This window comes from Vibrio sp. JZG10, from assembly GCF_054064075.1.
In genome coordinates this window covers 1-12,199 of the sequence record NZ_JBSUGE010000039.1, presented here as the reverse complement: position 1 = coordinate 12,199, position 12,199 = coordinate 1, and the positions used below count along the sequence as shown (strand labels likewise).

The 12,199-nt window shown below is 41.5% G+C and carries 17 protein-coding genes and 1 pseudogene; 15 read left to right on the top strand and 3 right to left on the bottom strand.

All coding sequences use genetic code 11. The features are described 5' to 3' along the window. The first annotated feature begins 100 nt into the window (after window positions 1-100). The 13 genes from ACWYVB_RS23650 to ACWYVB_RS23590 all read left to right on the top strand — a co-directional run bounded on the left by ACWYVB_RS23650 (window position 101) and on the right by ACWYVB_RS23590 (window position 9,437). Complete coding sequence (locus ACWYVB_RS23650; RefSeq protein WP_031776697.1) at window positions 101-514, top strand: hypothetical protein; 414 nt, start codon at window positions 101-103, stop codon at window positions 512-514. A 679-nt stretch (window positions 515-1,193) separates the two neighbouring features. Then, window positions 1,194-1,601, top strand: coding sequence for an OsmC family protein (locus tag ACWYVB_RS23645; RefSeq protein ID WP_268980019.1), 408 nt, complete (start codon window positions 1,194-1,196; stop codon window positions 1,599-1,601). Between the two features lie 697 nt (window positions 1,602-2,298). After that, complete coding sequence (locus ACWYVB_RS23640; protein ID WP_268980020.1) at window positions 2,299-2,724, top strand: hypothetical protein; 426 nt, start codon at window positions 2,299-2,301, stop codon at window positions 2,722-2,724. A gap of 137 nt (window positions 2,725-2,861) precedes the next feature. Then, the gene (locus tag ACWYVB_RS23635) at window positions 2,862-3,479 is read left to right on the top strand and encodes a LysE family translocator (protein WP_457530386.1); all 618 of its coding nucleotides are present in this window, start codon (window positions 2,862-2,864) and stop codon (window positions 3,477-3,479) included. Window positions 3,480-3,632: 153 nt separating this feature from the next. Continuing rightward, on the top strand, window positions 3,633-4,211 hold the full coding sequence (locus ACWYVB_RS23630; RefSeq protein WP_268980022.1) for a hypothetical protein: 579 nt from the start codon (window positions 3,633-3,635) through the stop codon (window positions 4,209-4,211). A gap of 146 nt (window positions 4,212-4,357) precedes the next feature. Next, the gene (locus tag ACWYVB_RS23625; protein WP_193448098.1) at window positions 4,358-4,894 is read left to right on the top strand and encodes a GNAT family N-acetyltransferase; all 537 of its coding nucleotides are present in this window, start codon (window positions 4,358-4,360) and stop codon (window positions 4,892-4,894) included. A 197-nt stretch (window positions 4,895-5,091) separates the two neighbouring features. Then, on the top strand, window positions 5,092-5,370 hold the full coding sequence (locus tag ACWYVB_RS23620; RefSeq protein ID WP_268980023.1) for a hypothetical protein: 279 nt from the start codon (window positions 5,092-5,094) through the stop codon (window positions 5,368-5,370). A gap of 164 nt (window positions 5,371-5,534) precedes the next feature. Further along, window positions 5,535-5,750 (top strand): hypothetical protein, encoded by a 216-nt coding sequence (locus tag ACWYVB_RS23615; protein ID WP_025611452.1) that lies wholly within the window; start codon window positions 5,535-5,537, stop codon window positions 5,748-5,750. A gap of 2 nt (window positions 5,751-5,752) precedes the next feature. Continuing rightward, window positions 5,753-6,124 (top strand): hypothetical protein, encoded by a 372-nt coding sequence (locus ACWYVB_RS23610; protein WP_025555179.1) that lies wholly within the window; start codon window positions 5,753-5,755, stop codon window positions 6,122-6,124. A gap of 156 nt (window positions 6,125-6,280) precedes the next feature. Next, the gene (locus ACWYVB_RS23605) at window positions 6,281-6,823 is read left to right on the top strand and encodes a GNAT family N-acetyltransferase (RefSeq protein WP_029793164.1); all 543 of its coding nucleotides are present in this window, start codon (window positions 6,281-6,283) and stop codon (window positions 6,821-6,823) included. A gap of 134 nt (window positions 6,824-6,957) precedes the next feature. Continuing rightward, window positions 6,958-7,311, top strand: coding sequence for a VOC family protein (locus ACWYVB_RS23600; RefSeq protein ID WP_268980024.1), 354 nt, complete (start codon window positions 6,958-6,960; stop codon window positions 7,309-7,311). A gap of 1,290 nt (window positions 7,312-8,601) precedes the next feature. Next, complete coding sequence (locus ACWYVB_RS23595; RefSeq protein ID WP_457530382.1) at window positions 8,602-9,045, top strand: hypothetical protein; 444 nt, start codon at window positions 8,602-8,604, stop codon at window positions 9,043-9,045. Window positions 9,046-9,179: 134 nt separating this feature from the next. After that, window positions 9,180-9,437 (top strand): hypothetical protein, encoded by a 258-nt coding sequence (locus tag ACWYVB_RS23590; RefSeq protein WP_268980026.1) that lies wholly within the window; start codon window positions 9,180-9,182, stop codon window positions 9,435-9,437. A 235-nt stretch (window positions 9,438-9,672) separates the two neighbouring features. On the opposite strand, the gene ACWYVB_RS23585 is transcribed toward ACWYVB_RS23590, so the two are convergent. The 3 genes from ACWYVB_RS23585 to ACWYVB_RS23575 all read right to left on the bottom strand — a co-directional run bounded on the left by ACWYVB_RS23585 (window position 9,673) and on the right by ACWYVB_RS23575 (window position 10,697). Continuing rightward, entirely contained in the window at window positions 9,673-9,969 is a 297-nt protein-coding gene (locus tag ACWYVB_RS23585) for a type II toxin-antitoxin system RelE/ParE family toxin (RefSeq protein WP_268980027.1), read from the bottom strand. A gap of 6 nt (window positions 9,970-9,975) precedes the next feature. Further along, the gene (locus ACWYVB_RS23580) at window positions 9,976-10,218 is read right to left on the bottom strand and encodes a type II toxin-antitoxin system Phd/YefM family antitoxin (protein WP_268980028.1); all 243 of its coding nucleotides are present in this window, start codon (window positions 10,216-10,218) and stop codon (window positions 9,976-9,978) included. 344 nt (window positions 10,219-10,562) lie between these two features. Continuing rightward, entirely contained in the window at window positions 10,563-10,697 is a 135-nt protein-coding gene (locus ACWYVB_RS23575; RefSeq protein ID WP_457530379.1) for a hypothetical protein, read from the bottom strand. Between the two features lie 358 nt (window positions 10,698-11,055). On the opposite strand from ACWYVB_RS23575, the pseudogene ACWYVB_RS23570 reads away from it, so the two are divergent. Both ACWYVB_RS23570 and ACWYVB_RS23565 read left to right on the top strand, forming a co-directional pair. Next, window positions 11,056-11,288: pseudogene (locus ACWYVB_RS23570) on the top strand (hypothetical protein). Window positions 11,289-11,507: 219 nt separating this feature from the next. After that, on the top strand, window positions 11,508-11,993 hold the full coding sequence (locus ACWYVB_RS23565) for a hypothetical protein (RefSeq protein WP_268980029.1): 486 nt from the start codon (window positions 11,508-11,510) through the stop codon (window positions 11,991-11,993). Window positions 11,994-12,199: the final 206 nt, after the last annotated feature.

Sequence of the window (12,199 nt, the reverse complement as noted above, 5' to 3'; positions counted from 1 at the left end):
CTATGCGTTGGTTTAAGTGATTAAGGTGGTATGCGGCGGCATCGGTATTGCGTTGTTCACCCCTTAACAGGGCGTTAGTTGGTTCAAAGGATTGCAAGCTATGTATAAACAAACAGAAGTTAATAAAGTATTACTAACCCTCCTTTTTATCCTAAGCGCGATCATAATATTTACATCTAGCCACATAAGCAGCGCAGTGATTGCATTATTAATCAATTTGGTTATAGCTGTATTGTTTTACTCTATGACAGTCGGAGTAAGTGGAAATAAAATTTACTGGTATTTTGGTTTCGGCTTTCTTCGCAAAGAAGTGGAACTGTCTGACATTGTACAGACTTCACTTTATGAGACTAAGTGGTATCAAGGTATAGGGATCCGTATGTTAAAAGATGGCTGGCTGTACAATGCTTCTGTGGGTAAAGCTCTTAAGTTAACACTGACTAGTGGTAAAAATGTTTATCTTGGGTGCAAAGACTGGAAAGGTCTTCAGAACGCGTTAAACTCCACCAACTAACAAAGCATTCAAGAGGGATTCACAACGCTTGGCAGTTTTGGTTTGAATCGGCTTTAGTGTTTACGGCACAATGGTTTAGTTTGGGTGGAATGCGTTGTTCACCCCTTAATGCGGCGTTATATGCCAGATGAAGAAAGCCAAAAAATTCAGGTTAAAAATCTCAGTTTTCATCACCTGGTTTTGGCTTTGGAGTATCAGATTTCTCCGGTTTTGATTCTCGTTTTCTTCGGTTAGTGACTCAGTTTCGGCATGCCGTTTATCGGTGGTTTTCTTCTTTGGAGCTGATAATACCAGGTCAACTTGAGCGAAATTTTTCGCTGAAACTCAGCTCTGTGTGTTTGCCTTTTTAAAAGCGGAATTGCTTGTTGAAAGGGCGCTTTCTCTGGTGTGGTGCGTTCACGTGGTTTCAGTGGCAAGTCGCTGCAAGTCAAAGCCTGACTTAAATGCATCAAAGCACATAAAAAACTATGGTTTCAAAGTATGGCTTGGCTTAAAATCTCAGGCTTGAACGTTCGCATATAACAAAGCGTTCAAGAGGGATTTGGCACGCGTGGCATTTTTAATATGCGTTGGGTTCAGTGTTTACGGCGCTATGCAGAGGCTTATGTATTGCGTGCCGGCACCCCTTAACGCGGCGTTAAGTGCAATCAGAGAAAGTCACATCAAAAAGTAGGGAAGTATGAGCATTAATATAAAATGGGATGGTGATTGTTGTTTTAAAGTGTCAACCGAAGGCGGCTTTACGTTTAATGTTGACGCTACAAGTGAGGCAGCCCCTTGCCCAACGGAAGTTCTATTGTCGGCTTTAGGTTCATGTAGTGCTACGGATGTCGTCTTGTTACTACAAGATCAAGGTTTTGAAGTTCAAGGTCTAGAAAATACGGTTACTTTTGCCCTAACGGAATCAGAACCTCGTTTATATAAATCGGCAAACTTACACTTTACAGTAAATGGCAGTGGTTTTAAGGAATCTGACATTTTGCGAGCAGCTCAAGAAGCGGTGGAAAAGCATTGTCATGTTTGTCTTATGTTGAGCCCTACGATCGATATCACTTGTTCAGCCGAAGTGGGTAAAAATTGCACTTAACAAAGCGTTTAAGAGGGATTTGGCACGCGTGGCATTTTTAACATGCGTTGAGTTTAGTGTTTAAGGTGCTTTGCAGAAGCTTTTGTATTGCGTGCCGGCACCCCTTAACGCGGCGTTAGTACTGGATTGGCATCAAAGGTTAAAAGTTTCGGTGTTTATTGGTTTCGCTTATTCATTTTACACCTGAACAATGGTGCCTTTCACGTTCTTTCCGGTGGCACTATATGTGGAGAGTTTGTTGTGACTTTGCCGTTTACGGTTTCTAATTTTCGGGCTATTTCTTTGGTGCGGCTTCTTTGATGCTGGGAAATTTTCGTCAAACGCTGAGTTTCTTTGGCGCTGTCGTTTAGTTCTGAAGCCCGTATCCTTTGTTAATTTGAAAACGGTGAAAATAGGTCAGTTAAGCAAGTTTTTCTTCTAGCCAACTTGCGTTTTGAGATTGAGTTCCAGTTTGGCAGTTGTCCCTTTAGCTTCCGCGTTTTAAGCTTCAGTTTTCGTGCTATATTTCAATATCTTGGCGTGCGCAAAAGGCTTTACGGGCAGCGTACTAACAAACAATTCAAGAGGGATTCGTAACGCGTGGCATTTTTACTATGCGTTAATTTTAGTGATTAAGGTGGTTTGCGGTGGCATCGGTGTTGCGTTACTCACCCCTTAATTGGGCGTTAGTTGTCTATTCAAATATCAAGGAAAAATAATGAGAATTAAAAATGTTAGTTTGGCTATATTGGGTTTAATTACGCTCGGTGGCTGTGCGCAGATGCCGCCAGACACAGACGAGCGTTTAGGGCAGTTTACAGCGGTTTCATCGTTTAACGTTCGAAATCTAGAGTATCAAAAAAGCAACAACACATCGTCATATACAAAAGGTAAATCATGTTATGAAGTAAACCTCTATACGTTGGCGTACATTTCAGGACCTAAAGATAACTTGTTGCAGCGTGCAATGGACGATGCAATCCGAAATGGTCAGGCGCAAGGCATTGACGGCGATCTTTTAGTAAATGCGCGAATTGAACGTAAAACGGAATACCAAGAGTCAGGTCAAATATTTGTATTAAAGAAAAGGCTTGAGTGCGTAGTTGTGGAAGGTGACTTGGTGAAAATTGAAACCAACAACTAACAAAGCATTCAAGAGGGATTCACAACGCTTGGCAGTTTTGGTTTGAATTGGCTTTAGTGTTTACGGCACAATGGTTTAGGTTGGGTGGTGGCGTTGTTCACCCCTTAATGCGGCGTTAGTTTTATGGAGGAAATATCGTGGAAATCTGGAAGTTATTATTATTTATACCAGCGTGTTTTGCGCTCAATATGACTCCAGGTCCAAACAACCTATTGTCTATGAACAATGCTCGTTGTTACGGTTTTAAGTCCGCTTTCATTGCTGGTCTCGGTCGAATTGCTGCATTCGCAGTAATGATTGCTTTGGCTGCTTCAGGTTTAGCTGTCGTTCTCTATGCATCTGAGACTCTGTTTCTAATCATTAAAGTTGTGGGCGCAGCTTACTTGCTGTGGATCGCCGTTAATCTTTGGCGTTCGGAAGCAAGTCCTGTTTCGGAACTAGAAAAAACTCGCAACCGATTAGGTTTAGCTAAACAAGAATTTTTGCTGGCCGCCGGTAATCCAAAGGCTATCTTAATCTTTACAGCCTTCCTACCACAGTTCGTCGATGTTTCTACCAGCGTAAAAGAGCAGTTCTTTGCTTTAGGGCCTACGTTCCTAATTCTAGAAATGGGTGCAATATCGATTTATGCCATATTCGGAATGTATTTAAGGCAGTGGTTCACTAAGCCAAAAATGGCGAAGTACTTCAATAGAGGCTGCGCAACCTTTTTGGCAATGTCTGGAGCAAGCTTGTTGCTAAGTCGCCAGCAATAAAACTAACAAAGCGTTTAAGGCAGATTCGCAACGCGTGGCATTTTTTGTTCAATTTAGCTTAAGTGTTTACGGCACAATAGGTTAGGTTCAGTGGTAGCGTTGCTCACTACTTAACGCGGCGTTATATGTTTATCAGCGAAAGCAGGAGTCACTGTGCAAGTAAGATATCGTTCGGATTATTCAAATCATGTTCATCAACTGGTTGTTACAGTCTCTAAGCATTTCTATGTAACGAAGCAAGGTAAGTTTAAGCGCCAATCTACTCCGTTTAAAGCTGTTATTGGTAAATCATCAAGTTATACAAAAACACATGTTGTCCATTATATGATTACTGATCATTACAGTGGCTTGTTTTACTCGGAAGTTACAACCAGCGATGATTTGTTCCCTATCGAAGCTTTTTTGGAAAGAGCGTGGGGGGTTAAGCCTGGTCATCCTATGCGGGGGGAACCGCATTTGCTTGTAGTTCCCAAATCTGTATTTAACGCGTTTCCAAGTTTAAGTGCTTGGTTATATCAAAAACCAATAGAGCTAGTGCAAGCAACAAGTGGTTTTCAAGCTGGAATTCGTAGCATCAGAACGTGGGAAGAGGTTCTGAGAACTGGTGGCTCCTTCCGTTATCAGACTGGTTTTCCGCCAGATTTCGCCGAGGTTCAGGCTAATTCTTTTGACAGTTGTGTATTCCAAACACGTAAAAACGTCACCAAGTGGACTGAAGGATTAAACATATAACAAAGCATTTAAGAGGGATTCTCAACGCTTGGCAGTTTTGGTTCTACTTCAAATTTAGTGTTTATGGCACAATGCTTTAGGTTGGGTGGAGGCGTTGTTCACCCCTTAATGCGGCGTTATGCCTCACAAAGAAAAAGGAACTTTTGATGTTTAAAATCGAGACTAAGCGTCTGATTATTAGGGATATGACTCCGAACGATGAAGATGCTTTTGTTGCTATGTCTCAGGATGCTAAATATCAACGTTTCTATGACGAAAGCGATTGTGACCCTAATAAATATCGAGAGTTAACAAGCTTGTTTATCGCTCAGGCTTCTGAGAAGCCAAGAAAATCATACCAATTAGCTGTCGAGTGTAAGGTGTCAGGTGAGTTCGTTGGGACTGTTTGTTTACGCCTAGAGGACAATCAGCAGGCTTCGATGGGGTGTGCATTTTCCAGAGTTTCTCAAGGTAATAAGTTAAGTCATGAAGCCGCCTTGGCTCTGGCAGATTTTGGTTTCTCGGAGTTGGGAGTTCACCGCATTTATGCGGAGACAATCAGTAAAAACTTGCCAGCTATTAAGCTCTGTAAGTCTCTGGGTATGCGCCAAGAAGCACATTTTAGAGAGCATCGTTTTTTCAAAGAACAGTGGTGGGATACAGTGGTTTTGGCAGTCCTTCGAACCGAGTGGGGCAAGGCATAACAAACTGTTCAAGAGGGATTCGCAACGCGTGGCATTTTCACTATGCGTTGATTTAAGTGATTAAGGTGGTATGCGGCGGCTTTTGTATTGCGTTGCTCACCCCTTAACAGGGCGTTAGACGACATGAGATAAACGATAGAGTAGTGATGGTATCTTGGCGTGAATCTAGCTTCACTTAATAGAAAAGGAGTGGATTAATGAATAGTAAAGCATTTGATAATTGGCAAAAATCGCGAAAGAAAGGATGTTTAAATTGGCTTTTCAGAACAACTTTCGTTACAGCCATTTTGTACATGATTTTTAATGTTATTTTCCTTTATCCATCTTCTGATGCTGCAAGCATTACGATTTTCTTATCGGATAATGCTCTTAATTACTCAATTTACACGGTCGGGATGTTCTTCGCATTTTGGGCTATTTGGCTATACAACGAATCTTCGTATGAGAAAGAAGTTAAACGTAGAAATGTCGCCTAACAAACTGTTCAAGAGGGGTTCGCAACGCGTGGCATTTTCACTATGCGTTGGTTTTAGTGTTTAAGAGGGTATGCGGCGGCATTGGTATTGCGTTGCTCACCCCTTAACATGGCGTTAGCGCGCTAAGTCGACATGAAATTTATAAACATTATTAAGAGGATAAGATGAAATTTAATATGTCTGTTAATGATAACTTTGCTTCATTCTTTGATGAGGGGAGTGAAATTTATATTTTCGTTGATAGTTTTGATAATGAAAACTTTGATGTGAGGCTAGGAAATATAAGTGAATCAGAGTTAATTGGCTCAATTTCTGCGAAAAGTGACTCTGAATTGAACTCGAAGCTTGAAGAGCTTTATCGTAGCTTTATGGAGGGGTAAACATGATTTCACAAGCTCAAATAGCTGCGCTCGAAAGTTCAGTAAATGAGATTTTACGTCGCCATAAAATGTCATTTAAGTTATCTAAGCACTTTGTTAAAGATAGAATGAATGACACACGTAATAATCCATTGATAATGATTGCTGAGCTTAACTCTATATTTAACAGGTTAACAGCATTACATGTAGGGGCGCTTAAGAAGTTGAGTCACAATGATACTTTTAATATTAGGTGTACGGTTTCGCATATAAATATGCCTTGCGCTGTTAATAAAATTCACGTTGATGGTGATGAGCATCAAGAAAATATAGTTATTACGGTAATGAGGAAAAAGGACTGGAAGTCAAAGGACCCCAAAGAATTTCTTGTTTAATTTAATAGCGCGCTAACAAAGCGTTTAAGAGGGATTTGGCACGCGTGGCATTTTTAGTTTGCGTTGGGTCTAGTGATTCCGGCGCTGTGCGGTAGCTTTTGTATTGCGTGCCTGCACCCCTTAACGCGGCGTTAGGCTTCAAGGAGGAAGTTGTTAGTGTTGATACCACAATGGGAATCCAAAAATTTGGTTTTCACTGAGTTTTCAAGTGACGAGGCGGAGTTAGCCAAGTCAATTTTTGATAGTAACTTAAATGTAAAAGCAATGGACCCAACGTTCAGGGAATGGTCTATCACCGAGTATGAAAAATTAATAGCTGAAAGCAACAAGTCAAAATTATCTGACGAGCAAGGTGCATTTTACCTCAGAAAAATTAGCACAAAGAAAGGTGAAGTGGTTGGTTACATACAGTTGGAGTTTCATGCTCCGTCAACTGGCACACTTTGGCTTCCTATGTTAACAATTCTACCGAGTTTTAAAGGTAAAGGCTTGGGTTCAGAAATAGTTAGTAGTGTTATCGCCGTAGCCTGTGAGTACGCAAATCTACAAAACGTAGGTTTAAATGTTTATGCAGAAAACATTTCTGCTTTTAGGTTCTGGTACAAACAAGGTTTTACGCAAATTCGAGCTTTCGAACAAGAAATAGAATTCGGCAAAGAATACAATTGCTTGGTGCTATATCGTGAGCTAGAAGCCTAACAAACGCTTTAAGACGGATTCGCAACGCGTGGCATTTGTGGTTTGCGGCAAATTTAGTGATTTAGGTGGTATGCGGAAACATCGTGTTGCGTTGCTCACCACTTAAGCGGGCGTTATGTGGTTGGAGAGAAATTATGAATCCGTCAGCGGTTCTTGTTCATGTCCCAGATGTAGCGAAAGGGCTTGAATGGTACAAGAAAGCTTTTCCAGAAGGCGTTCCGGTTTACCATCCTGACTTTGATTTCACGACACTTGATCTAAATGGTTTCTCACTAGAAATAGTCCAAGCAGACAAAAAGGTTGGTGCTGGTAAAAGTGGTACAGTTGTTTACTGGTCAGTAGATAATTTATGTGTTGCTCTGGCTCATTTTGAAGAACTAGGTGCGTGTCTTTATCGTGGACCAATGGAAATTGAAGATGGGCTTTCAATGTGCCAAGTTGAGGACCCATTTGGAAACTTAATAGGGCTACGTGGGAAAACCACATAACAAATTGTTCAAGAGGGATTCGCAACGCGTGGCATTTTTACTATGCGTTGGTTTTAGTGTTTAAGGCGGTATGCGGCGGCACCGGCATTGCGTTGCTCACCCCTTAACAAGGCGTTAGCCGCCTTTTCCCATTGAATGTACTCAGTCCGAGGTTTGGATAGCCAAATCCGCTTTTCATAGCCGGTGGTTATTATCGGGTTTTGTCATCAAACAAGCGGCGTGAATTTGATTGTTTTCTTCGCTACCCCCACCGAAACACCCGTTGTTTGTGTCCAGTGTCTAAACCTTCAAATCAGCGATTGAATTTCTAGCCAAGCTGCTGTTTCCTAGTTGTTTAAACAAGCAGACGTTTCGAACTCTGGTAGGGTGGTTTGGTTCTAGAGCGGGGTGGCGGCAAGCCGCGAGAGGCCGGAGCAAACGGCTAACAAACGCTTTAAGACGGATTCGCAACGCGTGGCATTTGTGATTTGCGGTAAATTTGGTGATTTAGGTGGTGTGCGGAAACATCGCATTGCGTGCCTCACACCTTAATTGGGCGTTAGTACGGGTTTGACATCAAAGGTCATAAGTTTTGGTGTTTATCTGTTTTAGCGCTCATCTTTACACCTTTCAGTTTGTACCTTTCACGCTCTTTCCGGTGGCACTATATGCGGAGTGTTCGCTTTGATTTCACCGTTTACGGTTTCTAACTCTTAGTCTATTTCTTTAGTGCTTATTCATTTTCGCTGTGCTTACTAACTGAATTTTAGGCACCTTTGGTGCTTCTGTCGGAGTGAGAGGAACGAATCCTTTTCTAATTGGAAGCAAGTGAAAGTAGGGCAGTTCAGTGCGTTTTTCTTCTAGCCAACTTTCGTATTTCAATCGGGGTAAAGTTTGTAGCTGCCCGTCTCACTTCAGTGTTCAAAGCCTTTCATATCATGTCAGTTTTCAATATCTTGGAGCGCATAAATAGAAGTAGTGCATGTACTAACAAATTGCTTAAGAGTGATTCGTAACGCGTGGCATTTTTACTTTGCGGTGGCTTATGTGATTAAGGCGCTGTGCGGTAGCTTTTGTATTGCGTTACTCACACCTTAGCAAGGCGTTAGGCAAATGGAGAAAAAATGAGTCAATCTGCACACGGCTATATGGTTAAAGCACCAGCTCTGCTAAATGATACGAGGCGTTTAATTTCTAGAATTGATGACTCTAACAGAGATGCTTTGTCAGCTATATCAACATCAATCTCCGCTGTTGAGGCTAATAGTTCAAATTGCTCATAAACATGGATTAGAGAACCCTCTTGTAAGAATGGCGGTTGCTCTTGAAATGTCTGAGCGCAAACCAACGTTATGGAAGTTTGATGTGGCTTATCGTTCACTTAAAGGTGATAGCTTCAATGTTAAAGCTACTAAGCCAATCCAGAGGTTGCAAATCGTCATAGATGTTCGCAACGAGTTAATTCACCCTAAAGCATCAACGTTAACGTTGACTCCAAATGGAATGTCATTGCCACCAAAAGAGCAGAAACTGGTTAACAAGTTACGTTCTAACGGTTTCAACGTCTCTGATGATCCGTTTGATTGGGAGCGTGTAGTAAATACAAAAGCCTTTGCATTATGGGCTTATCAATCGGCTATTGATTCTATGGCTATAGTCTTTGATGCTTGGCCTTATAGTAATGCGATAGATAGCTTTAAGGATATGTACTCAGTCAATTTAAGACATGAAGAACAGTGGAAAGAATTTGCCTAACAATCTGTTTAAGAGTGATTCGCAACGCGTGGCATTTTCACTATGCGTTGGTTTTAGTGGTTAAGGTGGTAGGCGGCGGCTTCGGTATTGCGTTGCTCACACCTTAACAGGGCGTTATGTGAAATGGAGGTAACATGGTAACTCGTGAAAGCATGAAGTCTTGGATAGTGGAGTGCCTTGAGTTAAGAGGTGGCTCAGGCTGGCCCAAAGATGTAGCGAAGTATGTATGGGAGTCTTATGAGTCCGATCTCCGGTCTTCAGGTGACATGCTCTATACATGGCAATATGACCTTCGTTGGGCTGCTCAGCAGTTACGAAATTCCGGGGTGTTAAAGCCAGTACATCGTCGAACTGATTTATCATGGGAACTGGCGTCTTTTACATCGGAATAGGCATTAGTATCTGTGTTGGCAAGAACTGAAGCTTCAAGGTTAGCCAATAGTATTTCACATAACAAAGCGTTTAAGAGGGACTCCCAACGCTCGGCGGGTTGGGCTCAAAGTTCAGCTTATGTGTTTATGGCACAATGCTTAAGTCTGGGGTGCATAGCGTTGTCGCCCCTTAACGCGGCGTTAGTTTACCAATCAAGATCATCACCCTAAATCCAAATCTAGGGTGAAACTTTGATTATAAGTGGTTCTGAGGAAGCTGTGATTGACCGAGTATAGCTACAACTAAAATGAAGCCATCCTCTTTTGTAAAGTAAGCGGTATGCTTGCCCACAGGGAAATAGAATCCGCTTGGGTATATTTCATCACAACTGCGACCAACAGTTGGATTATCAGCAAGCATTTGAAAACCAGCTAGTAACGTATTTTTATAGCTTTGCCACTGCATCTCGGAGAAATTGTTAACTGTATAGCTTTTAATTTTTCGTAAATGAGTCTGAGCTAATTTACTCAGTTTGTATTTGTTCTTTTGCATATCGGGTTATAAGGCGTTTAAAAAGTCTTCACCATCAACCACATCACCTTGTGCTAAGTCTTGTTTAGCGGACTCGAAGCAATGTCTAAGGTAATCGGCTTTCATTGCTTCTAGTTCTTCATAGTCCTTGATAGACATTACAACTACGGCATCTTTCTTGTTCTTGCTAATCTTCACTGGCTCACGTTGGGCGCTTAGGAGTAGCTCACCAAAATTACGTTTGGCATCATTTGCTGTTAATGTATGCATGTTCAATCTCCAAATCTGGAATTACAGTAAGATTATAGTTGGTCGCATGAAATGGTCAATCTAATTAAATCGTGCGATTTGTGCGAAAGGCAAACTAACAAACAATTCAACAGTGATTCGCAACGCTTGGCGCTCTCACTTCGGGTTGAATTTAGTGTTTACGGCGCACTGTTTAAGTTTAGTGTATGCGCTGCTCACACGTTAATTGGGCGTTATGTTTTCTTTGATTTTCAATGAGTAAAATGATTTCAGGGCTGTGATTCTTTGGCCTCTTTAGCCGTTTGATCGAGTAGCCTCAGCAACTCTGCTTTGTCTGTTCAAATTCTTGAATTCCTCTACCGACTTTACGCTTCAATATTCGTGGGTTGCTTCAATTCTAAGTCGCGCCTCCGTGTTGATAGTTTTTCTGGCGTAAAGTCGCTGTCAGTGTATTTGCCAAACAGCATATCGGCTTGGCAGTTGTATCGGCAATTTGCCATTGTTTTACGCTTTAAATAGGAAAAAATAGGGTACTTGTTGAACATTGGACGGGTTGCCTCATTGGGCAGGGAAGCGGAATTACGCGCTTTATATTTGGTGCATTTGGTGACCAAGCGAGTTTGAGTGTGTGACTAACATCTTAGAACATGGTCAATAAAGCAGTTCATTGCCAAATAAATCAGTCGGTTGTGGTAAAACATAACAAACGCTTCAAGGCGGATTCGCAACGCTCGGCGGTTTTGGTTTGAATTGGCTTTAGTGTTTACGGTGTAATAATTAAGTGTCGTGGTAGCGTTGCTCACCACTTAAGCGGGCGTTAGTTGCTAGAATATAAATTCGTATCAGAGGAGAAGCGAAATGGTACATGCTTACGGTGCCAAAGAAACAAAAGCGTTCTGTTGTAACTGCAAAAAAGTTACGGTTCATAAGTATGAGGCTTTTCGAAATCAAAGCCAAAAAAAGAAGAAAAAAGTTTCTTTTCTGAGGTTCTTGCGACTATAGCAAGTGTTTTGATGGAAGGTGAACCTACAGGTGATTATAAATGTAAGGACTGTGGTACCAACCTTAGCACGCCAAACCACTTGGAATAAGTTTTTGGGCAGGGTTCAGCTACGCAACTAACAAAGCATTCAAGAGGGATTCTCAACGCTTGGCAGTTTCGGTTCAAAATTTAGATTTTGTGTTTATGGCACAATGGTTTAAGTTGAGTGGCTTGCGTTGTTCACCCCTTAATGCGGCGTTATGTGACAATGAATTGCGTATCACGAATAAGGGTGTATAATGCTTTTTTTGATACATAAGTAACTGATATGAAACGTAATAAGGCTATTTTAGCATCAGCTTCCATTTTGTTCACCTTACTTGCAGGCTGTTCACCCGCATCACTTCCATCAGCTGAACTGACTGTTCAGGACTACGAAAAAATCAATAGATCTCCGGTACTTGATGAACAAGCTATAAAGCAATTTCAGTATGACCTTTATGAATGTGGGACAGACAATGAATTTTGCCAAGGCAAAGTTATGTATAGTTTTTATGATAAAGCGTTCTCATCAGAAGGCTTTTCCCAAGTTCAAACTGCAATCACATACTCCTCTTGGGCAGCAAGCATGAAGAACGCTGAAGTTAATGATGGCGCGATGCTAGTCTTAGCACAAAAATGGGCTCAGGCTTTAATGGGAGTATATACTTGCGTTGGTTCAGTTGAATGTACAAATTGGCTTGTGTCAGAACAAGGTGTTTCTAAAGCTCAAATCACTGAACTTAAAGACATTATCAACAAAGCGAATAGTTAATCGTGTAATTTTCACATAACAATCTGTTTAAGAGTGATTCGCAACGCTTGGCATTTTTGCTATGCGTTGCGTTTTGTGTTTAAGGTGGTATGCGGGAGCTTCGGTATTAAGTTGCTCACACCTTAACAGGGCGTTAGGTGCTTGAAGGAAAAGGTAAGTATGGAAATTGCTTTTCGGCAGATAAACATTGATGATTGCGAATTATG